Origin of the sequence: Streptococcus catagoni, from assembly GCF_011421425.1 — a bacterium.
GTDB classification, from domain to species: domain Bacteria; phylum Bacillota; class Bacilli; order Lactobacillales; family Streptococcaceae; genus Streptococcus; species Streptococcus catagoni.
The window spans coordinates 61,305-84,664 of the sequence record NZ_WPCW01000004.1 but is presented as its reverse complement, the minus strand read 5'-3'; the positions used below and the strand labels follow the sequence as shown (position 1 = coordinate 84,664).

Genomic DNA, 23,360 nt, shown 5'->3' with positions numbered 1-23,360 from the left:
TCTCCCTTGAGGACAAAGACATCAGTGTCTGATCATCAATCAAGCCGTTTCTGACTTTTATCCCTTAGATTTTCTCTTATTTTTGAAGCTAAGCAAAGCAAGAAGCATAGAAGCTGCCGCCAAGATAAAGCCAAATAGAACTTTAGCATCTTTTTTCTCTGACATTTTTGGTAGGGTCATAGCTGAGCTCTTAGGCATAGCCTTAGGTTGAACTTGGACTAGTAGCCTTTGTTCTGACTTAGGACTTTCCTTAGCTGAGCTAACCTTTTGTTCAGTAGTTTCTACAGCTCTTTCTGGATCTTCTGATGCTGTATTTTCCTCTTCGACACCTTCTTCATCAAGTTCAATACTTCTGTCCTCTGAGAGGGTCGGGAAGTCTGGTTCCACTATAGGCTCAGCTTCAGTGTCTTCTTCTATAGTTAGTAGAGGTTCAGCTGGATACTGGCCACTTTCTTCTTTCACTGTGTCGTAAGTAAATTCCACTAGAGGTGCAGCGTCACTTTCTTCTTCAATAGTTACTAAAGTTTCAGCTGGATACTGACCACTTTCTTCAAAAACAGTGTCATAGCTGATCTCAATTAGAAGGCTAGTTTCAGTATCTTCCTCGATGACAAGGTCAGTTTGAATTGGGTAGGCACCAGTCTCTTCATAGGCTCCTGTATCAAAGGTGATTTCAAAGGATTCACCTTCAATGATAATCTCAAGCTCAGAGAATTCCACTTCTGGCTCAGGCATAGGCTGACCATCTAAGATAGGCTGCTCTAGCACTTCCTCCACTTCGAAATCTATGCTTGGAACCTCTGGGATTTCCTTACCATCTAGGGTAGATGCTTCTGTAATCTCCTCAAGAGAGAAGTCTATAGTTGGAAGCTCTGAAGGCTTCTCATCTTCCAAGATAGGGAGTTCTGGCATTACTTCCACTTCAAGTTCTATAGTCGGAACAGTGACCTCTGGGACTTCTTGACCATCTAGGAGAGGTTGATCCAAGATTTCTTCAACGTCAAAATCTATAGTTGGAGTAGAAACTTCTGGCATTTCCTGACCATCTAGTTCAACTAGAGGAGCTTCTTCCACTTCAGGAATATCTATTATTTCAAAAGTTGGCTCTTCAATAGTTGGAGGTATAAGAACTTCCTCTTCAATCTCAGGAATTTCCACTTCTTCAAAGGCTGGAAGCTCTTCTGGAATTTCTTGACCGTCTAGCTCAACCACAGAACCTTCTTCCACTTCAGGCATATCTATTATTTCAAAAGTTGGCTCTTCAATAGTTGGAGGTATAAGAACTTCCTCTTCAATCTCAGGAATTTCCACTTCTTCAAAGGCTGGAAACTCTTCTGGAATTTCTTGACCGTCTAGCTCAACCACAGGAGCTTCTTCTAGCTCTGGAATAACTACCAAGTCAACATTTGGTTCTTCAGTAAGTGGGTGACCATCAATGCCAACCAAGACTTCGCCTTCAACGTCAGGAATTTCTGGAATAACTAAGTCTGGTAGTTCTTCTAATTCTGGCTCTGGCATAGGAGATCCGTCTATATCTATTACGGGACCACCGTCTAGCTCAGGAACAGGGAAGACAATAGGTTCTTCAATCACTTCAGATCCTTCAAGGGAAGGAGCTGGATAAGGATAGTCTCCTGGTATATAAGGAATGGGTTCATCTGCTATGGGCTGACCCTCCAAAGGTGGCATTTGAGGTTGCACCTGATCTCCGAAACCTGTTCCATCACCATTATAAAGTTTAATATCATTTTCAAATTCTAGTATAGTATTATACCAACCATTGTACCAACTACTGTACTGGCTAGTTGTATCTATCTGTAAGTTTGCGTTAGGATTATAGTCTGATTCTACAATAACAACATAAGGATTAAAAATATATCTATTAAAATCAAGGATATAAGAATTATTAGAATAAGTAGGAGTGAGTTCTACCTTTTCTAGTTTAAGCGCAGAGTTCAACTCATTAATATATAAACTATCGTTTAATTTGTCGTTACTTTTAACCTCATATATCGTTATCTTGGTCTTTTCTTTCGTAAATTTCGTACCGTCGTTAGAAATTGTTCCTTGAAGCTGCTTCAAATAATCGTTATGTCTCAAAGGATTAACATAAATAACTTGCTTAAATGTCTTAGCTGAAGCATCTGCCTCATAAATAGTACTTTTTAAACTTTTTCCTTGATAAATAAGATACTGTTGATAAACACCATTGTTATCGTTTCTACCATATTGTACAGAGATGCTTTTCTTACCCATAACATTATTGATAGAAGTTATTAATTCAATATCGACTTGATCATTAGGAACCCTAATTGGATCAATAAAGACAGGAAAATTAAGCTTTAGACTAATATTTTCTTTATTATTTACTGTGTTTTCAAAAACATATCTCACAGTATCATCCTGACCAGCATAACCCTTAGCGATCACTGTTACACCATCCGCATCTTTAATATCTGGTAAAGGTGCGTCCTTGGAAATCCCGTGAGTATTAACTTGATCTGGTAGTTTAATAATAAAGAAGTCTCCTCCCTGGACTGTTCCATTAACCTTCATATCATATGATAATGTCAACTTGTCAGCATCAAAAGGACGAACAACATCTTGTGAATCAATCTTTATATTCACATCAGTCATTTGACTAGTAACATCTTTGGCTGCTTGTACTTGTGGAGTGGCTGCGGTCTCTACTGGAACTACTACAACTGGGCTTGTTTGAGCTGGGGTTGAAGTTGACTCTACAGCTGGAGCAGGGCTTGGCTCAGCGGAAGTTGGCTCTGCTGGAACTGAAGCTGCTGCTTGACTGTCAGTTGGAGCTGGTTCAGATGGGGCTGGAGCTGCTGTAACTGCTAATGGTGCAGGTTCTGCTGCTGCCAAGGCTGGTGCAGGTTCAACAACTGCTTCTGCAACAGCTTGGACTGGCTCTACAGAATCTTGACTTGTTGCTACTGCTCCTGTCTGTGGAATGACAGCCACTTGTTCAGCTGCGGCATTTTGGGGGTTAGCTAGCAAAAATAGGCCAGCAATGGCTACGGACACAAGGCCAAAGCTAGCCTTGCGCAGGGAAAAACGGAACGTTTTTTCTTGTTTTGTATACATGTTTTCTCTCTCTACTCTCTTCTTCAAAATCAGAACCCTTAAGAGAAGGACTATTTTTATATTTAGGTCTCTCCAAACCTTGAACAATAAAAATAAGAGGCAGGCCTAAACCTGCTTCTTTTTGTCATTCCTTAATCAAACACTTTGTTTACTGTGATCTGACTGCATTTTAGATGATCTCTCAAATCATACTTTGCCCAGTTTAACTTAAATTTTTAGATATGTCAAATATTTTTTATAATTTATTTTATTTTCTAATGTAAGCGTTATAAGATTAATTTACTTACTCATTTAAGACACATAATGAAAACACTTTTCCCACATTTTCAGACATTTTTCATGTAAACACTTACTCAAAAGCTCAGCTATTTCACTTTTGCGCCTTGGCTTTTCTTTCAGCTTTGAAGCCAAGAAGACCAAGAAGTAGAGAACTTAGGGTCAAGATAAAGCCGAGCAAGACCTTAGAGTCTTTTTGGTCTGCTGTTTCTGGCAGGATAATAGCTGCGCTCTTAGACATTGTTTTAGCTTGAACTTGCTTTGGTTGAAGCTGTTCTGACTTAGGACTTTCCTTAGCCGAGCTAGCCTCCTGTTGAGGTGCTTGTGGGCTTGTTTCTGGGACAGAAAGAGGCTCTTCTTCACCTTCCTCTGGAAGGGACGACAAGTCTGGAGCCACTGTAGGAGCAGTCTCAGTGTCCTCTTCAATGATTAGAAGAGTTTCAGCCGGATATTGGCCGCTCTCCTCAACCACTGTGTCATAGGTAAAGTCTACTACTGGAGCAAAGTCACTTTCTTCCTCAGTAGTAAGCACGCTCTCGGCTGGGTATTGACCACTCTCTCCAAAGCTGGTCGCATAGCTGATCTCAATTAGAGGGCTAGTTTCAGTTTCTTCCTCGATGACAAGGTCAGTTTGAATTGGGTAGGCACCAGTCTCCTCATAAGAACCTGTATCAAAGGTGATTTCAAAGGTTTGACCCTCAATGATAATCTCAAGTTCAGAAAATTCCACTTCTGGCTCAGGCACAGGCTGACCATCTAGCATAGGAAATTCTAACATTTCCTCCACTTCAAAATCTATCGTTGGGACAGTGACCTCTGGGACTTCTTGACCATCTAAGATAGGAAGTTCTAGAAATTCTTCAACATAAATATCCAAAATTGGAACCTCCCTTGTTTCTGGAATTTCAACACCATCCAGAATAAGGTCATTGGTCGGTAAAGCTTCAGGAAATTCCTCACCTTCTAAAGAAGGGGTCTCTGGTATTTCTTCACCTTCTAACATAGGAAGTTCTAGAAATTCTTCAACATAAATATCCAAAATTGGAACCTCCCTTGTTTCTGGAATTTCAACACCATCCAAAATAAGGTCATTGGTCGGTAAATCTTGAAGAACTGCCTCACCATCTAAAGAAGGGGTCTCTGGTATTTCTTCACCTTCTAACATAGGAAGTTCTAGAAATTCTTCAACATAAATATCCAAAATTGGAACTTCCCTTATTTCTGGAATTTCAATACCATCCAAAATAAGGTCATTGGTCGGTAAAGCTTCAGGAACTGCCTCACCATCTAAAGAAGGGGTCTCTGGTATTTCTTCACCTTCTAACATAGGAAGTTCTAGAAATTCTTCAACATAAATATCCAAAATTGGAACTTCCCTTGTTTCTGGAATTTCAACACCACCCAAAATAAGGTCATAAGTAGGGAAATCTTCAAGAACTTCTTCACCTTCTAGCATAGGAAGTTCTGGAAATTCTTCAACATAGATATCTAAAGTTGGAACTTCCCTTGTTTCTGGAATTTCAACACCATCCAAAATAAGGTCATTGGTCGGTAAATCTTCAGGAACTGCCTCACCATCCAAGTAGATATTTTCTGGAATAAGAACTTCCTCTTCAATCTCAATAAGAAGTTCTTCAGGAACTTCTGTTCCTTCTAGGAAAGGATGATCTTCTGTACCAATAAGAACTTCTTCTTCAATTTCAGGGACAGGAAAATGAATAGGTTCTATAATAATTTCTATTCCATCTGGCGTAGGTAAAGCTATGTCTTCTGCTACTGGTTGATCCTGAAGCGGAGCCATTTGAGGTGGGACTTGTTCTCCATGTCCCGAACCATCACCATTGTAAAGCTTAATGGTATTTTCAAATTCTAGGTAATGTTTATATTCTTGTGTTGTGGTAAATAATTGTAAATTTTTATTTGGGTTATAATCAGATTCTACAATTATAATATAAGGCTTAGTAATATATTTATTAAAATCAACTACATAGTACCCATCAATAAAATAGGTGAAGAAATGTACCTCAGTAAGATTATTCTTTGAGTCAGGATTTACATACATACTATGATTTAACAGATTCTTATTAGCAACTTCATAAACTTTTATTGTTGTTTTATCCTGTGAATACATTAATCCATCATTCTTTTTTTCACCAAAAACACGGTATAGTTGGTAATTACCACCAGTGGGATTTACATAAATAACTTGTTTAAATCTTCCAGCTGTTACATCTACCTCATAAATGGTACTTTTTAAACTCGCACCTTGATGTTCAAAATACTGTTGATAAACACCTTGCTTATTACGTCTACCATACTCTACAGAGATTACTTTCTCACCTTTAGTTCCATTGATAGAGGTGACTAAATTGATATTTGTTTGATCATTGGGAACTTTAACGGGATCAATAAAAACAGGGAAGTTTACATGTAGTTCAAGATTACTTTTTGTATTTACAATTTCCTGAAAAACATATTTTACAGTACCATCTTTACCATCAGTACCTTTGGCAAGAACTTCTGTGCCACCCTCACTTGTAATATCTGGCAGTGATGTTTCTTTGGAAATTCCGTGTACATTAACTTGATCAGGAATCTTAATGGTGAAGAAGTCTCCTCCTTTCACACCAGACTTTACTTTCATTTCATAATTTAAGTAAAGTTTATCTGCTTCAAAAGGCTTGACCGTCTCATTTGACTTGACCTCGATCTTCACATCTGTCATTTTATTAGACACATCACTACCTGTTACGACACTTGTTGGGAAGGCTTGTGTTTCAGAGGCTGCTTCAGCTGTAGGAGCTGCAGGAGCTGTAACTTCAGCAGCCGGAGCTAGGTCTACAGCTACAGGAGCTACTGAAACAGAACTAGGTTGAGATGCAGCTACTGGGGCTGCGGAAGCCACTGACGGTGCAGTACTAGGTTGAGCTAGGGGGGTAGCTGCAACTGGCTCTGATGCAGGTGCTGCTGCAGCAGGGCTAACCAGCGCTGCCGCAGGCTCTGCTTCTTTTAAAGCTGAGCTTGCCGCTATTTGCGGGTCAACCTCTTCTGCTGCGGCTTTTTGGGGGCTAGCTAGCAAAAATAGGCCAGCAATGGCCACGGACACAAGGCCAAAGCTAGCCTTGCGCAGGGAAAAACGGAACGTTTTTTCTTGTTTTGTATACATGTTTTCTCTCTCTACTCTCTTCTTCAAAATCAGAACCCTTAAGAGAAGGACTATTTTTATATTTAGGTCTCTCCAAACCTTGAACAATAAAAATAAGAGGCAAGCTGCGGCCTGCTTCTTTTTGTCATTCCTTAATCAAACATTTTATTTACTTTCGATCTGACTTCAATTTAGGTTGATCTCTTAAATCACACTTTGCCCAGTTTAACTTAAACTTTTAGACATGTCAAATATTTTTTATAATTTCTTAGTTTTTCTAATGTAAGCGTTATAAGATTAGTTTAATAACTCATTTTAAATACATTTATCATTCATTTTAACCACATTTTCAGACCGTTTTAATCTGAGAAGTCCCTCCAATTTGGCTTTTTTTAACATTTTTTAGCTGCTCACTCCGTTCGCAATAAGCCCTGCCGTCATCAGATTCCTTATGAAAACACCAAAAAAAGAGGGGAATGTTTGTTCTCCTCTTTCTTCTTTTAGATGTTTGCCCAGACTGATTCTAGGATGTTGGTTTGTTCACGTCCTGGTCCTACTGAGAAGGTTGAGATGCGTACGCCAACTAGTTCTCCGACACGGCGAACGTAGTTGCGGGCATTTTCAGGCAGGTCTTCTAAGCTGCGGACAGCTGTGATATCTTCTGACCATCCTGGAAGCTCTTCATAGATTGGTTTACAACGTTTTAATTGTTCTAGGCTTGCTGGGTAGTGATCGATGCGTTCTCCGTCCAAATCATAGGCCACACAGATCTTCACACTATCAAGGCCTGAGAGAACGTCAATAGAGTTAAGTGAAAGGTTGGTAATACCTGACACACGGCGGCTATGACGCATAACGACAGAGTCAAACCAGCCCACACGACGTGGACGACCAGTGGTTGTTCCGTACTCATGACCAACCTCACGGATACGGTCGCCAACTTCATCAAAAAGTTCAGTTGGGAAAGGACCATCCCCTACACGGCTAGTATAGGCCTTGCAGACACCAACAACCTTGTTGATCTTACTTGGCCCAACACCTGAACCAATGGTTACCCCACCAGCTACAGGATTTGAAGACGTAACAAATGGGTAAGTCCCTTGGTCAATATCAAGCATAACCCCTTGCGCCCCTTCAAAAAGAACACGTTTACCAGCATCTAGGGCATCATTTAGGATAACTGAAGTATCAGTCACATATTGTTTGATCTCTTGACCGTAGGCATAGTACTCTTCAAAGATGGCATCAAAGTCTAGAGCTGAGCTGTCATACATTTTTTCAAAGAGACGATTTTTCTCAGCCAGATTAGCCTTCAAACGTTCCGCAAAAATATCCTTATCCAAAAGATCGGCAATGCGGATCCCTACACGGGCAGCCTTATCCATGTAGGCTGGGCCGATCCCTTTAATAGTTGTTCCAATTTTGTTATCACCCTTTGAATCTTCTTGCAACTGATCCAATTGGATATGATAAGGCAAAATAACGTGAGCACGATCTGAAATCCTAAGATTATCAGTTGTCACGCCCTCTTCATGTAAATAAGCTAATTCCTTGACCAATGATTTAGGGTTAACCACTACACCATTACCAATAACAGAAATCTTTTCAGGGAAGAAAATACCTGATGGAATCAAATGCAATTTGAATTTTTTGCCATCAATAACGATAGTATGACCTGCATTATCCCCACCTTGATAACGTGCAATCACTTCTGCATCCGCAGATAAGAAGTCCGTAATTTTACCTTTTCCTTCATCACCCCACTGGGTGCCAACAACTACTACTGATGTCATAATTAGTTACAATATAGGTTTACTCCACGATGTGAGCAGAGGCCTTCACCTTTCTTGAAAACAGGGCAGGAATCTCACCTGCAAGTTTACCTTACACTCCATTATAGCAAAAAGTGAAATTTTTAGCCAACTTTTTTAAGATCATTAAGAAAAAAATCATTAGAAGAAGCCTCAAAAACCTCAAAACAAACAAAAACCGAACATTGCTTGAGAAACAGCCCAGCATTGACCCTTTTTTGATCTTTCTAATTAAGCTCCAAAAGAATACAGAAAATCTCCACTATTGCCTTTTAGAAATGACTTTTTTAGGGTAAAATATGGGTAAGTCAGCATGACAAAAACTGGCTTTAGAAAGTGACCCTATGATAAAAAAATATGATTCTATTATTCAATTCATCCCCAGATTGCCCAAGTGGATCTGGTTTATTGTCTATGTGATCATTCTAAGCACCCTCAAAACCTTTATACCAAACAACTTGTTAGTAATCACAGCCCTACTTTTGGGTATTGGCTTTAGGCGGGTTGGAAAGAGGAGAAAGCAGCTAGAAGCCCAGAAGATCGCAAAGAGGATCCAGGATCTGAAAGACACCATCCATATGGCTGACAAGCAAAGCAAATTACTAGACCAGTATCTGCTTGAGCAGGACTACAATAATTTTAGGCTGCTTGCTGATCAGCTGCTGCCAAAGATCAACTACATCAAAAACGAGACCTATGAACTCAGAGCACAACTGCCCCCAAATGTCTACCAAAGGATCAACAAAAGAGCTGATGATATCAAGGTAGACACCAGATTACAGCTGGAACAGCTACAAGTGAACAGCCAGCTGGGACAGGATCAGATCTATGACAGGATGATTACCGAAGAAGCGCCAGAGCTAACAGAGGTCTATAAGAGCATCCAGAGAGACCACAAGAGTATCCTTGAAAAGATCGACAAGGCTGATAACAAGGCCGAGCTGACCGCTCTGCACGAAAGTAGCATGCAGCATTTCTACCAGATCCTAGAGGGCTACCTGAAGATGAAGGCCTCACCCAAGGACTATTACAATGCCGAAAAACGACTGAGCCAAGCCCTAGAAGCCCTCAAGCAGTTTGACCTAGATCTGGACGAGACGCTAAGAAAACTAAATGAGAGTGACCTCAAGGACTTTGACGTCAGCCTCCGCCTGATGCAAGAGCAATCCAAACAAAGCTACAAGGAAAACCTATAGAGGATAAGGAGACCCCATGTCTGAATTTAACTTTGATATCGACCAAATCGCAAGCAGCACCCTCTCAAGCAAGGATAAGACCACAGAGATTGTGACTGCTGAGGAAAACCCTTCTGTCAAAACCATTTCTTTTTTGGAAAAGCTGAGCCCTGAACAAGAGGCCAAAATCAGAGCAAAAGCGCCAGCCCTGGTTGATTCCTTCTTGTCAGATCAAAATGCCCTACTCGACTTTGGCCAGTCAGCAGTCGAAGCCGTTAACAACACTGTTAACCATATCCTGGCAGAGCAGAAAAAGATCCAAATTCCCCAGGTTGATGACCTTTTGAAAAAGACCAATCAGGAGCTCAATGGCTTTATTGCCAAGTATAAGGATGTCCAGGCCGCTGATCTGGATAAAAAAAAGCCCAACCTGCTACAAAAGCTCTTCAAACAAAGCAAGAACACCCTGCAGGAGTTTTATTTTGATGCTCAGACCATTGAGCAAAAGATGGATGGCATGGCTGCTGCTGTGGTCAAGCAAGAAGACACCTTGGCCCGCAACATTGTTTCTGCAGAGCTACTGATCGAAGACAACACCAAGTCCATAGAAAATCTGGTTGGAGTTATTGCTTTTCTAGAAGCCAGCCAAAAAGAAGCTTCAAAGCGTGCTCTTGACCTTCAAGAAGCCTTGGCAGGCCTTGAGTCTACCAGCCCAGAATACCAAAAGACCAGTAATAAGCTGGCTCGCACCACTGAGGTTATCAATACCCTGGAGCAGCAACACACCGAGTATGTCAGCCGCCTCTATGTGGCCTGGGCTACTACTCCACAAATGCGCAATCTGGTTAAGGTTTCCTCAGACATGCGGCAAAAACTGGGCATGCTCCGCCGTAATACCCTACCAACTATGAAGCTATCCATTGCCCAGCTGGGCATGCTCCAACAGTCTGTCAAGTCTGGGGCTACTACTGATGCCATTATCAAGGCCAACAATGCAGCCTTAGAGATGTTGGCTCAAACCAGCAAGGAGGCCATCCCAGCCATAGAATCTTCTGCCCAGAACCCGACCCTATCCATCAAGTCCGTCACTGCCTTGGCTGAGAGCCTGGTCGCTCAAAACAGCGGCATTATTGCGGCCATTGACCAGGGACGTCAAAAACGAGCAGAGCTTGAGAAAAGCATTATCAAGTCAGCTGAGACCATTAACGACTCCGTCAAGCTAAGAGACGAAAAGATCGTCAAGGCGCTGCTTGACCAAGGACGCGACACCCAAGAGGAAGTTGATCATTAAAAAGAGCTTCGGCTCTTTTTTTCAGATTATTTGTAAGCGCAGTCAATACCTAAAAAAGCTTTCAAAAGCTTTAAGAAATCAGCTAGCGGAAAATTGTTTTTCCGCTCCTAAAATTGTAAACTGGAACAAAGACATGAAAGCTAAGGAGAACACGTATTTTGGTCTTAAATCATTTACTACAAAAGTTGCCAAAAACTAGCCCCATCTTAGAGGCTACCTTTGGCATCGAACGCGAAGGCCTAAGAATCACCCCGCAGGGAAAATTAGCCCAAACAGACCATCCTAAAGAACTGGGGTCACGCAGCTACCACCCCTATATCCAGACCGACTTTAGTGAAGAACAGATGGAACTGATCACCCCCATCTCAAAGTCCACCCGGGAGGCCAGACGACGCCTCAAGGCCATCTCTAATGTTGCCCAAAGAAGCCTAGAAGAAGACCAAATGATCTGGCCTCTTTCCATGCCGCCCTATCTAGAAGAAAAAGACATCCAGATCGCCAAGCTAGAAGACCCAGAGGAAGTGGCCTACCGCAAGCAACTAGCTAGATCCTACGGAAAACTGCGCCAGTCCATCTCTGGTATCCACTATAACTTTGAACTGGGCAAAAAACTTAGCCAACTGCTCTTTGAAGAGAGCTCCCTCAAGGACTACACCAGCTTCAAAAACCAGCTCTACATGAAGGTAGCCAGACAATTCCTTAACTACCAATGGTTTGTGACCTACCTCTATGGCGCTAGCCCCATAGCCGAAAAAAACTTTTACCCCCAACCAGTCCCAAAAACCGTCCGCTCCCTACGTGCCAGCAAAGCTTATGGCTACGCCAATGACGAGCGTGTCCGCATCTCCTTTTCTTCCCTTGAAGCTTATATAGCTGATATGGAGGAGGCCCTAAGAAGCGGCGCCCTCTCCCTAGAAAAAGAGTTCTACTCACCCGTTCGCCTGCGAGGCAGCAAAAAGAGCCGCGACTACCTAGAAAAGGGCATCAGCTACATCGAGTTCCGTAACTTTGACATAGACCCCTTTGATCCCCTAGGCATCTCCCAAGAGACCCTGGACAGCTTCCAACTCTTCATCCTGACTTTGATCTGGCTGGATGACTTGGAAGTAGAAGAGACCAGTCACAGCCTAGAAAAGGCCAAAGAACTGAACGAAAAAATAGCCCTGGCTGACCCCCTAGAGCCCCTACCTAATCAAGCCCAAGCCCAGGCTCAAAAACTGATCCAAGCCATGACAGAGCTGATCCAGCACTTCGCCTTAGAAGACTACTACCAAGAACTCCTTAAGAAAATAAAAGAAGCTCTAAACAAGCCAGAACTGACCCTAGGCGGCCGACTATCCAAGAAAATCACTGACGCTTCCCTGGCTGATTTTGGACTCAAAGTAGCTAGAAAGTACCAAGAAGAGGCTAAAGAGGCTCCCTACGCACTTAAGGGCTATGAAAGCATGGAACTGTCTACGCAGATGCTTATGTTTGATGTCATCCAAAAGGGCGTCCATCTAGAAATCCTAGATGAGGAAGACCAGTTCTTAAAACTCTGGCATGGTGACCATGTAGAGTATGTCAAAAACGGCAACATGACCTCCAAGGACACCTACATCGTCCCCTTGGCCATGGCCAACAAGACCGTCACCAAAAAAATCTTAGACCAGGCAGGCTTCCCCACACCAGGAGGGCGGGAATTTGCCAGCAAGGATCAGGCTCTGCGCTACTACGCTCAAATAGCTGACAAGGCCATAGTGGTTAAGCCCAAGTCAACCAACTTTGGCCTAGGGATCTCCATCTTTCAAAGACCAGCCAGTCAGGAAGACTATGAAAAAGCCCTAGATATTGCTTTTTCTGAAGACAAGGAAGTCCTGGTCGAAGACTTTATCCCAGGAACTGAATATCGTTTCTTTATCCTTGATGGCAAGTGTCAGGCGGTTCTTCTGAGGCTAGCTGCCAATGTGGTTGGCGATGGCAAGCACAGTATCAAAGAACTGATCCAAATCAAAAATCAAGATCCTCTACGTGGTTCTGACCACCGCTCCCCCCTTGAGAAAATCCAGCTGGGTAAGATTGAAAAACTGATGCTGGCTCAAGAAGGCTACAGTGAAGACAGTATCTTAGATCAGGGCGCCAAGGTCAACCTAAGGCGCAATTCCAATATCTCAACCGGTGGTGACTCAGTTGATATGACAGACAGCATGGATCCTTCCTACAAGCTACTAGCCGCTCAGATGGCTGAAGCTATGGGAGCTTGGGTCTGTGGGGTTGACCTTATCATCCCAGATCTGGCAGTCAAGGCCAGTCCTGAAGAGCCTAACTGTCACTGCATTGAGCTTAATTTCAACCCCTCTATGTATATGCATACATACTGTCATCAGGGGCCAGGACAGAGCCTGACTCCTAAAATCCTTGCCAAGCTCTTTCCTGAGTTAGAAATATAAAAGAGATGATTTGAAAAGAGAGCTTGGGCTCTTTTTTCTTATTTGCCAATGACATCAGCCACTCTCTTTAGCTGACATAAGATAGCTCTTAGAATGGTCAGTTAAAAAGATAAAAAGAAATCTATCAAAAAACAGGAAAAGCACAAGCCGGAGTGAAGGCTTGTGCTCTTTGTATTTGTCTATCAAAAGTTGTATAAGTCGAAAAAAGTCGTTGTTTTAAATAATCTTATTTTCATCACCAGCAACAGTCGAAGGAAGAGGAGTTGTCTTATCGGCTTCCTTCACTGGCTGATTTTTTTGGCCATTTTAAAGTGGCCAAAGTCTTAGTCGTTTTCTTTTTTTCTAACTGCCATTCCAAGAGTACCAGCACCTACCATAATAGCAAGAGCAGCTGATGTGAAGAATGGATTTGCTGATGCTTCACCAGTTGCTGGAAGCTGTCCTTTAGCAGCTGCACTACCTGAATGAGAAGGCATAGTTCCCTTAGACATATCTGTCATGCCAGACTTACCATGAAGTTTTTCTGCTAATTCTTTCTTCAAGCGTTCAATTTGAGCTAAGAAATCTGCTTTTTCATGCTCAGATAGGTCTAGTTTATGTTTAAGTTCTTCTAGGTCTTTAAGAAGTTTTTCAATATTTTCAGTTAAAGCTTTCTTGTCTTTTTCTAGTTTTTCAACTTCACGAACAAGTTCTGCTTTTTCTTTTTCTAGTTTTTCAATTTTAGCTTCAAGCTCTTGATTATCAGCTTTTAATTTTTCGATTTCTTCTTTAAGACTTGCAAGTTCTTTTTCTGCTTTTTCTTTCGCTTCTACAGATTCTTGAAGTTCTTTCTTAGAACTTGACAATTCTTTTTCCAGAGCAGCTATATTCTCATCTTTTTTCTTTATTTCAGCTTGTAAGCCTTTATTCACTGAAGCTCCATCCGCTACTTGTTTCTCAAGCTCAGCAATCTTAGCTTCAGCTGCCTTATTAGCTTGGTTAGCTTCTTCTAATTGATTTTGTAATGTTGTAACCTTGGCTTCTTTTTCACTCAATTGAGCTTCAAGAACTGCTTTTTCTTCAAGGGCAATTGTAAGTTTTTGATTTGTTTGATCAAATTCTTCTTTTGCTTGATTCAAGGCGTTGCTTAAAAGAAGAACAGTATTATTAGCTTGTTCCGCTTCTTTAGCTTTTTTGTCATACTCTGCCTTAGCCTGTTCAAAAGCATGAGTTATTATCTTATCTTGATTTTTATAATGCTCAGCTTCCTTACGAGCTCTTTCTAATTCCTTCACCATTCTAGTAGTGGTTCGGATTGTTCCTTGATGTCTTGATTCTTCGTCTTTTAATTGATCTAATAAACCTTGTTTTTCAGCGGTTAATGCATCAATTTTCTTTTGTAATTCAGCTGCTCGTTTACCTTCTCGCTCAGCCATTTTAGAATGACTCTGAATGGACTTCTCAAGTTCTGCTTGTACAGTTTCTATAGCTTTTTCTTTATCCTTTATTGCCTTTCTTTGGAATTTTGCTATTTCTTCCAAAGCCTTTCTATCACTATTTATTTTTTCTATATTCTTATTTTTTTCACTAATTTGGTCATATAGGTCACCCATTTTATCAATGTTTTTGTCATTTTCAACTAATTTTTTTTGAATTGTTTCTATATAATAATGAAGTTAGACTATGAACCTTGTTTCTGTATACTGGATCAGTAAAAGCACCTATACTCTTTTCAATATGTCTCAATATACTATCTCTATAGTTTATATCAGAAGGATTTAGACCGTTCGTTAATCTTAATAAAGTACTAACATCAGAATGATCAAGTACATCTCTTAATTCTGCTAAAATGTCCTTATCTTCCATTTTTTGGTACTTCCGATCACTAATAAGAGTGAAAAGTCTTTCCCGATCAAAATCAGTAATTTGTGGAAGTCGTCTTAATCCACTGGCCTTAACAGTCGTTGCACTTGTCAGTGCCCTCCCTAATGTTCCCATTGCAGTACTCGCTAGAACTGCTGTCGTCACCGCCTTTCTAAGGGCGTGTTTACGGGCTTTACTTTTCGTAGCCATTAATTTTTTCTCCTTTTTCTTCCTATGTAACTATAAGCTCGATAGACTTTAGACTTTTTCTTTTTTTGGGGCAGAAAAAAAAGACAGTCTGCCTTCTTCGAAACTTTAAATAAATTAAACATGAGTTTTTTATGGTATTCAAGTCCAAGATTTTAATCAAGATTAAAATTGTTGAATCGATTACACAATGCTAATGATAGCACTTTCAATAGAAGTTTTCTCATTTTAGATTTTTATGCAAGCCTTTGCTTAACTTGTTAAAAAAATATATTGACATTTTATTATAATTTAGTTATCTTATTATTATAATTTAGTTATCTTATTGAAGCCTTTAATTTTTAAAAGTTTCCCATTTTTTAGAAACTTTATTAAGAGGGTATTAGCTGTTACTAATTTACACACTAGGAGAATATAATGCCTTTTAATACTGGATTTTTCACAAATCAACAGGTTCGCACTCTAAAACTGTTAATGCTGATGAGGGCTAAAAAGCCCTATTTGGATTATAAGAGCATTTGTCAAAGATTAAATTGTTCTTTTTTAACCCTGCAAACAGAAATTGCTAACCTTCGTTCTTTTCCAGAAGTGACCGATGTAGCTTACATTTCTCCACATCTGAAAATTTCTTATAAGGACCAGTATGGCACTAAAAAACTCTATCAGTCAGTTTTACAAGACTCTCCTGCCCTACGGCTTTTAGAGATCCTCTTTTATAAGCCAGCTCGCTCCTTAGACGACTTGGCAGAGCATATGTACATGAGCCTTTCCACCTTAAAAAGACTTTTAAATCGGACTAATCAGTATTTGATGGCCCATTTTCAGATCTGCATTGATAAAAAACATTTGACCTTCACTGGAGAGGAGACGGCCATTAGGCTTTTTTTTCTGAAATATTTTTCTGAATCCTATGATTGTCATATTTGGCCTCTAGAGCAATTTATCCGTGAAGAAGATATGAATCAACTGGTCAGCTATCTTTTAGCTGATAAAAAAGCAGAAGTGGGCTTTGCCCTGCATCGTCATCTTAAGCTGCTGGTGGCCATTAACTTTTATCGCCAGTCTCGTGGTTATTATCTACATAGTCCAGCTTCAGTCAGAGAGACCTTTGAAGTCTTGACCAACCATCCTGAGCTGCGTCCCCTATCAAAGCGCCTATCCCAAAAATATCAGGTTCATCTGTCTGATCAGGCCCTATCTGATATGTTGTCGCCCTACTACAGCCAAAGGATCGTCCTCAATTCTGAACTTATCCCTTATCAGGAGGTATCTCCCTTACACCGTAATGATATGCCCTTTGCTTCCTGGCTAGCAGTTCTAGATCAGCTAGAGGCTCAGCTAAGGATCCCTATGGCTAACAAGGATCAGATTGTGACTGTGCTTAACAACGCCTATATGCTAGGCAAGGCTGATCATCACCATAACTTCTTGATCTATGATCCTCGTCAGGAGTGTATGGACTTCTTCAAGGAGGAGTACCCTTATTTCTTCTCTAAGCTCTGTCAAAGCTTGGAAGAACTCTTTAAGCAAAAACGCCTACCCTGCCCAGAGTCAACCCTTTATGATCTGGTCTATATCCTTGTGGCCTACTGGGACAATCTCTATGTTCACCTCAGTCAGATGATTCAACACCATCGCCTTTTGGTCATTGAAAAGGGAACTTCCAATGTGGGGCAATTCCTCAAGGCCTATGCTGGACAGTTCTTTGATATCGCTATCTTCAAGAGTCCTAGCCTGGATGTAGACTATATTAGAGATAATTTTGATCTGGTTCTAACAGATATCATCCTACCTGAGATCGAAGGAACTGATATCTATTACTTCAACAAGTTGATTCCTTCTATTGCTCTTGAGCGCTTGAACCATTATCTGGTTAAGAAGGTCAAGGAGCAGTTTGCAACGGCTTCAACAAGTAAAAGTATATCTTAGAGGTCAGAATCTCTTCTTTGTGCTATAATAATAGCCATGGATAAATTGATTAAAACAATAGCAAATACTGGCTCTTTTAGAGCCTTTGTTCTTGATAGTTCAGAGACTGTTCGACGTGCTCAGGAAAAACATCAGACCCTAGCTTCATCAACGGTTGCACTGGGACGTACCTTGATTGCTAACCAGATCCTTGCTGCCAATCAAAAGGGTGATAGCAAGGTCACTGTCAAGGTCATTGGTGACTCTTCTTTTGGCCATATCATTTCTGTTGCTGACACTAAGGGGCATGTCAAGGGCTACATCCAAAATCCTGGTGTAGACATTAAAAAGACGGCCACTGGTGAGGTTTTGGTTGGACCTTTTATGGGAAATGGTCACTTTGTCTCTATTGTTGACTATGGTACTGGTAGACCCTACACTTCAACTACTCCCTTGATTTCTGGTGAAATCGGTGAAGATTTCGCCTATTTTTTGGCGGAGTCAGAGCAAACCCCTTCTGCGGTTGGTCTAAATGTTCTCTTGGATGACAAGGATCAGGTCAAGGTAGCTGGTGGCTTTTTGGTTCAGGCTCTGCCTGGAGCTCCAGAGGAGGAGATTGCACGTTTTGAGAAGCGGCTGCAGGAGATGCCTGCCATTTCTGACTTGTTGGCTTCTGAGGATCATGTGGATGCTCTGCTATCTGCCATTTATGGGGATGAGGGCTATAAGCGTCTGTCTGAAGAGCCTCTGTCTTTTTACTGTGATTGTTCACGGGAGCGTTTTGAGGCGGCTTTGATGTCTCTGCCGGTCAGTGATTTGCAAGAGATGTTAGCCCAGGATCAGGGAGCTGAGATTGTCTGTCAGTTCTGTCAGCAGCGCTATGTTTTTAATGCTAAAGATTTGGAGGGGATGATCCATGACAAAGCTTAATTCTTCTTTTAAGATCGGGGATGTGGTCATTCCGCACCGTACGGTGCTAGCGCCCATGGCTGGGGTCACCAACTCTGCTTTTAGAACCATTGCCAAGGAGTTTGGCGCGGGTCTTGTGGTTATGGAGATGATCTCTGAGAAGGGGTTACTTTATAACAACGAGAAGACCCTGCACATGCTGCATATTGATGATAATGAACACCCTGTTTCCATTCAACTTTTTGGCGGCGACGCTGAGGGGTTGAAGCGGGCGGCCGACTTTATTCAGACCAATACCAAGGCTGATATCGTTGATATCAACATGGGTTGTCCGGTCAACAAGGTGGTTAAAAATGAGGCTGGTGCTAAGTGGTTACGGGATCCTGATAAGATTTATCATATCGTTTCTGAGGTGACTTCTGTCCTGGATATTCCTTTGACGGTCAAGATGCGGACTGGTTGGTCTGATAGTTCTCTGGCTGTTGAGAATGCCCTAGCAGCTGAATCTGCCGGGGTTTCTGCTCTAGCCATGCATGGGCGGACCAGGGAGCAGATGTACACGGGCTCTTGTGACCATGAGACTTTGGCCAGGGTTTCTAAGGCCATCAGCAAGATTCCTTTTATTGGGAATGGTGATGTCCGCAGTGTTCAGGATGCCAAGTTCATGATCGAGGAAATTGGTGTGGATGCTGTGATGATTGGTCGCGCAGCTATGAACAATCCCTATCTCTTTACGCAGATTAACCATTTCTTTGAAACGGGGGAGGCCTTACCTGATCTTCCATTTGCCCAAAAATTGGCTATTGCCAAGGATCATTTGAAACGTTTGATTGCCCTCAAGGGCGAGGTTATTGCTGTGCGGGAGTTTCGTGGTTTGGCGCCTCACTATCTGAGGGGAACTGCTGGGGCTGCCAAGGTGCGCAGTGCTGTGTCACGGGCTAGTACTTTAGCCGAAGTGGAAAGTATTTTTGCTCAGGTGGGCTAGGGACAAGCAAAGGAGAAGCATGTTGATAGTTTTAGCTGGTACAATAGGAGCTGGAAAGAGTTCTTTGGCCGCTGCTCTAGGCGAACACTTGGGGACAGAGGTTTTTTATGAGGCTGTGGATAACAACCCTGTGCTGGATCTTTATTATCAGGATCCGCAGAAGTATGCCTTTTTGTTGCAGATTTATTTTTTGAATAAGCGTTTTAAGTCCATTAAGGAGGCCTATAAGGCTGATAATAATGTTCTTGACCGTTCTATCTTTGAAGACGAGCTCTTTTTGATTTTGAATTATCAAAATGGTAATATCACGCAAACAGAGCTTGAGATCTATCAGGAGCTTTTGGCTAATATGCTAGAAGAACTTGAGGGGATGCCTAAGAAGAAGCCTGACCTATTGATTTACATTGACGTTTCCTTTGAGAAAATGTTGGAACGCATTGCCAATCGTGGGCGCAGCTTTGAGCAGATCAAGGACAATCCTGAGTTGGAAGCTTATTACCGTCAGGTGTATAAGGCCTATCCAGACTGGTATGAGAACTATGAGGTCTCACCAAAGATGAAAATCAATGGTAATGTCTTGGACTTTGTCCAAAGTGAAGATGACCTCAAGAAAGTTTTTGCCCTGATTGATGAGAAATTGAAAAGTTTAGATTTACTAGATTAAAAAAAGCAGCCAACGCTGCTTTTTTTGATGACTTTTATGAGCTTGTGGAGATGACAACTCCTGTCAGATTAGGCAGAAATGGAATCATCTACTATAGCTCAGTTAAGAAATGTGATTTTATTTTGGCCAGTGCTTACAACATAATGGTCGAGGTATTAAGCAAAGGAGCGATCCTATCACATGACAAGAAAAAACCTCTAGCTCGACACGTCAAATAAGAAAACGAAGAGATACTTCAACTCACGACACTGACCGACTAAAGTCTGATAGAGGTTACTCAAGTTCTAGACAAGATTCTAGTTATAACTTTCAAGGAGTACGAAAACGTGACGCTGAAATAAAGTCACACATTAAGAGCCAACTAAGGCATCGTGACTATGACGCATTTGAAGACTTCAAAAATGAATTTGAAAACAATCTTGATAGTGAACATATCAAAGTCAGCCTCTACTTACAAAGACATAAAATTCCAGGTTTTATTTTCCGTAAATTGCAAAAGCACATGAAAGACAACCCTGAACATATCTACAGGCTCCATGGGATAAACTATGATGGTACTCTTGCTAATTATTATGTCGAACAACTTGAAAATACCAGCTTCCTAGACGATTTAAAAAACATTATCAAGGAAGCTAAAGACAAAAGAAAAGAGATGGTCTATGTTCACGATCACAAAGCAGAGGCTAAAAAATTCTTAAAAAACACCAAGACAAATATAGAAGCACTTCAAGACGTGTAGAACAAAGTGATTATGAAGAAGCTGAACGACAGATTGATGAAGCTAAGACCGTTCATGATCTAAATCAAGCTATCAAATATATTGAAGATAAAGCTTATAGAGTAACCTACAGATCTTCCTACTACAGATTTTCACAAAATGACTTTACCAAGCTTGAGAAGATCAAGGATTTCGTAGGAAACTAACTCTTGGTCCTTAAAATCTTAGCCTAGGAGTAAGGCGTCAGCTGTTAGTTGATGGCCACTCTTCTTTTGGAAGAGGGTCATTAGCTGGGCTACTGTTAGCTTTTTCTTTTCCTGACCTTCTATATCCACGACAATTTTTCCCTGGTCTAGCATGACCAGGCGGTTGCCATAGTTGATGGCATGTTCCATGTTGTGGGTGATCATGAGAGTGGTCAGCTGGTCTTTTGTCACAATCTTATTGGTCAGGGTCATGACCATCTCACTGGTCTTAGGGTCTAAGGCTGCCGTATGTTCATCTAGGAGCAAGAGTTTTGGTTTTTGCAAGGAGGCCATGAGTAGGGTCAGAGCCTGCCTTTGGCCACCTGATAGAAATTGAGTATCAACTTTTAGGCGGTTTTCTAAGTTTAAGCCTAATTCTTTCAATCTTTCCCTGAAAAGTTGGCGCTCCTTTTCTTTAAGGCCCCAGCTCAGACCTCGCTTTTTGCCGCGACTATAGGCTATGGCCATGTTCTCTTCTATGGTCAGGCGCGAAGCTGTTCCCATCTTGGGATCCTGAAAGACGCGGCTGATGTTTTTGGCTCTTTTGGCTGTGGGATCCTTTTTGATGGATTGGCCTTCTAGTAGGATGTCTCCCTGGTCCACTTTGACAGTGCCTGCCAAGCTATTCATCAGGGTTGATTTTCCAGCTCCATTTCCACCAATGATGGAGATAAAGTCGCCCTCTCTAACTTCCAGGCTCAGGCCTCTTAAGACGTGATTTTCGTTGATTGTCCCTACTTCAAAGGACTTGTGAATCTTTCGTAATGATAATAAACTTTCCATATTGTTTCCTTAATTTAATTTTGGTTTGCGGATTTGCAGTGCTTTTTGCAGTTGGGGCAGGTATAAGACTGAGGCTAGAAGGATGGCTGAGCATAGCTTGACCAAGTCAGCGTCCATACCTGGAATAGAGAGGATGGCTAGGATAATCAGCCTATAGATGATAGATCCTAAAACCAGGGAGGCCAGGCGCCAGCCAATGGTCTTCTTAGGAAGGACCACTTCTGCTATGATGATGGAAGCTAGTCCAATGACAATAGTTCCCACTCCTGAGTTTAAATCAGCATAGCCATTGTTTTGACACAGGAGAGCCCCACAGAGGGCTATGAGAGCGTTGGAAAGCATGTAGGCGATGATTTTCATCTGATCGGTGTAAACGCCGTTAGAAGCGCTCATAGGGAGGTTGTCGCCGCTTGCCCGAAGAGCTAGCCCAATTTGTGTTCGCATAAAGAGGGTTAAGGCAAGAAGAATGACCAGTAAAAAGACCAGTCCCATGATCATGACCGAGGCTGTTTTGGTAAAACCTAAGGCGTAGATTTTACTGACCAAGGTTTCTTGACCTAAGAGAGCCAGATTGGCCTTGCCTAAGACCTTAAGATTGACTGAATATAAGGCTGTCAAAGTGATAATCCCTGTTAATAAAGCAGGGATTTTTAACTTGGTGTGAATGAGACCAGAAACAAGGCCAGCTAAAAGCCCACCAACAAAGGCCAAAAGACTAGCAAGGAGAGGGTGCAAACCTGAGACAATGCCAGTGGCACAGATGGCAGCACCAAGGGGAAAAGAACCCTCCGCTGTCAGATCAGCAATATCCAAGATCCTAAAAGTAATGTAAACACCAATGGCCATGACAGACCAAAGGATCCCTTGAGACAGGCTAGATAAAATAAGTGACATAGGTTCTCCTTTACTTCTTTTCTTCAGATAATTTTGATAGATCAATGCCTAATTTTTTGGCCATTTCCCTGTTAACATGTAAGTCCACCTGCTTTGGATACTGAACTGGCAGTCTGGCTGGGTCTTGACCCTTTAAGATCTTCACTGCCTGCTTAGCAACCTGCTTGCCCAGTTGCTCATAGTTACAGCCATAAGTCAGTAGTCCGCCAGCATCTACCATATCAGTAGAGCCCCCAATGATAGGCACATGTTTTTCCAGGGAAAGCTCTGCCAACATGGGCATGGTTGAGGCCAGGGTGTTATCTGTCGGAACAAAGATGACGTCCGTTTTTGCCATTAAAGATCTGGCTGCATCCTGCACATCATTGGTAGAAGTGACAGTCTTTTTAGTCACTTTGTAGCCTGCTTTTAGCAGCTGCTTTTGAGCCTGTTTGATTTGAATTTCAGAATTTCTTTCACTGCTGCTGTAGAGGAGACCAACCCTTTTGGCATGGGGCACAGCCTGGCCTAACAAGTCAATTTGCTTAGCTATGGGAGCTTGGTCACTAACCCCTGTTACTAGGCCACCAGGATTTTTCAGGGACTTTACCAGGTCTGCCGACAGGGGATCTGTCACAGCTGTAAAAAGGATAGGGGTCTTACTTGTTAGGCTGGCAAGAGACTGGGCAGCTGGAGTGGCTATGGCTAAAATGAGCTTATTTTTTTCAATCAGCTTTTCGGAAATGACCTGAAGATTGGATTGGTCGCCTTGGGCATTTTGATAGCTGATCTTCAGATTATCACCTTCCTTGTAGCCTTCTGTTTTTAATTGCTCTATAAAGCCCCTACGAGCCTCTGTAAGAGAGTTATGCTCCATGTACTGCAAAATACCTATCCTGATCTTATTTGCTCTAAAAGGCTGCTTATTTGCCCTTTTACGACATGCAAGGAGGGAAACTGAGCTAAGGAGGATTAAAAGTAGGGTTAGTAATTTTTTCAT

Annotated in this window: 16 protein-coding genes; 8 read left to right on the top strand and 8 right to left on the bottom strand. The window is 41.8% G+C overall.

Annotated features, from left to right (window positions below; genetic code table 11):
• Nucleotides 1-57 precede the first annotated feature (57 nt).
• The 3 genes from HBN42_RS07870 to HBN42_RS07860 form a co-directional block, all read right to left on the bottom strand.
• A complete protein-coding gene (locus tag HBN42_RS07870; RefSeq protein WP_165994510.1) occupies nt 58-3,099 on the bottom strand; it encodes an Ig-like domain-containing protein in 3,042 nt (1,013 codons plus the stop codon).
• Nucleotides 3,100-3,469: 370 nt separating this feature from the next.
• Nucleotides 3,470-6,541: an Ig-like domain-containing protein gene (locus HBN42_RS07865; RefSeq protein ID WP_165994509.1), complete on the bottom strand. Its 3,072-nt coding sequence runs from the start codon at nt 6,539-6,541 to the stop codon at nt 3,470-3,472.
• 479 nt (nt 6,542-7,020) lie between these two features.
• Nucleotides 7,021-8,313, bottom strand: coding sequence for an adenylosuccinate synthase (locus HBN42_RS07860; RefSeq protein WP_165994508.1), 1,293 nt, complete (start codon nt 8,311-8,313; stop codon nt 7,021-7,023).
• 362 nt (nt 8,314-8,675) lie between these two features.
• Between HBN42_RS07860 and HBN42_RS07855 the strand changes: the two genes are divergently transcribed.
• The 3 genes from HBN42_RS07855 (at nt 8,676) to gshAB (ending at nt 13,226) form a co-directional block, all read left to right on the top strand.
• Complete coding sequence (locus HBN42_RS07855) at nt 8,676-9,527, top strand: hypothetical protein (protein WP_165994507.1); 852 nt, start codon at nt 8,676-8,678, stop codon at nt 9,525-9,527.
• 16 nt (nt 9,528-9,543) lie between these two features.
• Nucleotides 9,544-10,797: a toxic anion resistance protein gene (locus HBN42_RS07850; protein ID WP_165994506.1), complete on the top strand. Its 1,254-nt coding sequence runs from the start codon at nt 9,544-9,546 to the stop codon at nt 10,795-10,797.
• Nucleotides 10,798-10,955: 158 nt separating this feature from the next.
• Nucleotides 10,956-13,226: a bifunctional glutamate--cysteine ligase GshA/glutathione synthetase GshB gene (gene gshAB / locus HBN42_RS07845; protein ID WP_165994505.1), complete on the top strand. Its 2,271-nt coding sequence runs from the start codon at nt 10,956-10,958 to the stop codon at nt 13,224-13,226.
• 323 nt (nt 13,227-13,549) lie between these two features.
• Here the strand turns inward: gshAB and HBN42_RS10230 are convergent, their stop codons facing one another.
• Complete coding sequence (locus HBN42_RS10230; RefSeq protein WP_165994504.1) at nt 13,550-14,746, bottom strand: LPXTG cell wall anchor domain-containing protein; 1,197 nt, start codon at nt 14,744-14,746, stop codon at nt 13,550-13,552.
• A gap of 94 nt (nt 14,747-14,840) precedes the next feature.
• Entirely contained in the window at nt 14,841-15,278 is a 438-nt protein-coding gene (locus tag HBN42_RS07835; RefSeq protein WP_165994503.1) for a hypothetical protein, read from the bottom strand.
• Nucleotides 15,279-15,692: 414 nt separating this feature from the next.
• Between HBN42_RS07835 and HBN42_RS07830 the strand changes: the two genes are divergently transcribed.
• The 5 genes from HBN42_RS07830 to HBN42_RS07810 all read left to right on the top strand — a co-directional run bounded on the left by HBN42_RS07830 (nt 15,693) and on the right by HBN42_RS07810 (nt 20,480).
• A complete protein-coding gene (locus HBN42_RS07830; RefSeq protein ID WP_165994502.1) occupies nt 15,693-17,204 on the top strand; it encodes an AcpB/EbpR/MafR family transcriptional regulator in 1,512 nt (503 codons plus the stop codon).
• A 36-nt stretch (nt 17,205-17,240) separates the two neighbouring features.
• Nucleotides 17,241-18,113: an Hsp33 family molecular chaperone HslO gene (hslO, locus tag HBN42_RS07825; protein ID WP_165994501.1), complete on the top strand. Its 873-nt coding sequence runs from the start codon at nt 17,241-17,243 to the stop codon at nt 18,111-18,113.
• Nucleotides 18,100-19,077: a tRNA dihydrouridine synthase DusB gene (gene dusB, locus HBN42_RS07820; RefSeq protein ID WP_165994500.1), complete on the top strand. Its 978-nt coding sequence runs from the start codon at nt 18,100-18,102 to the stop codon at nt 19,075-19,077. The genes hslO and dusB overlap by 14 nt, the downstream gene beginning before the upstream one ends.
• Nucleotides 19,078-19,096: 19 nt before the next feature.
• On the top strand, nt 19,097-19,741 hold the full coding sequence (locus HBN42_RS07815) for a deoxynucleoside kinase (protein WP_165994499.1): 645 nt from the start codon (nt 19,097-19,099) through the stop codon (nt 19,739-19,741).
• Between the two features lie 502 nt (nt 19,742-20,243).
• A complete protein-coding gene (locus tag HBN42_RS07810; RefSeq protein ID WP_165994498.1) occupies nt 20,244-20,480 on the top strand; it encodes a hypothetical protein in 237 nt (78 codons plus the stop codon).
• Nucleotides 20,481-20,683: 203 nt separating this feature from the next.
• Here the strand turns inward: HBN42_RS07810 and HBN42_RS07805 are convergent, their stop codons facing one another.
• The 3 genes from HBN42_RS07805 to HBN42_RS07795 are packed head-to-tail and all read right to left on the bottom strand — an operon-like array spanning nt 20,684 to nt 23,360.
• A complete protein-coding gene (locus HBN42_RS07805) occupies nt 20,684-21,487 on the bottom strand; it encodes an ABC transporter ATP-binding protein (protein ID WP_165994497.1) in 804 nt (267 codons plus the stop codon).
• Between the two features lie 9 nt (nt 21,488-21,496).
• Nucleotides 21,497-22,381 (bottom strand): ABC transporter permease, encoded by an 885-nt coding sequence (locus tag HBN42_RS07800; RefSeq protein WP_165994496.1) that lies wholly within the window; start codon nt 22,379-22,381, stop codon nt 21,497-21,499.
• Between the two features lie 10 nt (nt 22,382-22,391).
• Nucleotides 22,392-23,360, bottom strand: coding sequence for an ABC transporter substrate-binding protein (locus HBN42_RS07795; RefSeq protein WP_165994495.1), 969 nt, complete (start codon nt 23,358-23,360; stop codon nt 22,392-22,394).

What these genes read in the sequence shown, in the direction of transcription:
- HBN42_RS07850 (WP_165994506.1), top strand. Translation starts at nt 9,544, where the DNA reads ATGTCTGAATTTAACTTTGATATCGACCAAATCGCAAGCAGCACCCTC.
- HBN42_RS07835 (WP_165994503.1), bottom strand. Translation starts at nt 15,278, where the DNA reads ATGGCTACGAAAAGTAAAGCCCGTAAACACGCCCTTAGAAAGGCGGTG.
- HBN42_RS07810 (WP_165994498.1), top strand. Translation starts at nt 20,244, where the DNA reads ATGAAAGACAACCCTGAACATATCTACAGGCTCCATGGGATAAACTAT.
- HBN42_RS07855 (WP_165994507.1), top strand. Translation starts at nt 8,676, where the DNA reads ATGATAAAAAAATATGATTCTATTATTCAATTCATCCCCAGATTGCCC.
- HBN42_RS07865 (WP_165994509.1), bottom strand. Translation starts at nt 6,541, where the DNA reads ATGTATACAAAACAAGAAAAAACGTTCCGTTTTTCCCTGCGCAAGGCT.
- HBN42_RS07805 (WP_165994497.1), bottom strand. Translation starts at nt 21,487, where the DNA reads ATGGAAAGTTTATTATCATTACGAAAGATTCACAAGTCCTTTGAAGTA.
- HBN42_RS07815 (WP_165994499.1), top strand. Translation starts at nt 19,097, where the DNA reads ATGTTGATAGTTTTAGCTGGTACAATAGGAGCTGGAAAGAGTTCTTTG.
- HBN42_RS07800 (WP_165994496.1), bottom strand. Translation starts at nt 22,381, where the DNA reads ATGTCACTTATTTTATCTAGCCTGTCTCAAGGGATCCTTTGGTCTGTC.
- dusB (WP_165994500.1), top strand. Translation starts at nt 18,100, where the DNA reads ATGACAAAGCTTAATTCTTCTTTTAAGATCGGGGATGTGGTCATTCCG.
- HBN42_RS07870 (WP_165994510.1), bottom strand. Translation starts at nt 3,099, where the DNA reads ATGTATACAAAACAAGAAAAAACGTTCCGTTTTTCCCTGCGCAAGGCT.
- HBN42_RS07860 (WP_165994508.1), bottom strand. Translation starts at nt 8,313, where the DNA reads ATGACATCAGTAGTAGTTGTTGGCACCCAGTGGGGTGATGAAGGAAAA.
- HBN42_RS07830 (WP_165994502.1), top strand. Translation starts at nt 15,693, where the DNA reads ATGCCTTTTAATACTGGATTTTTCACAAATCAACAGGTTCGCACTCTA.
- HBN42_RS07795 (WP_165994495.1), bottom strand. Translation starts at nt 23,360, where the DNA reads ATGAAAAAATTACTAACCCTACTTTTAATCCTCCTTAGCTCAGTTTCC.
- hslO (WP_165994501.1), top strand. Translation starts at nt 17,241, where the DNA reads ATGGATAAATTGATTAAAACAATAGCAAATACTGGCTCTTTTAGAGCC.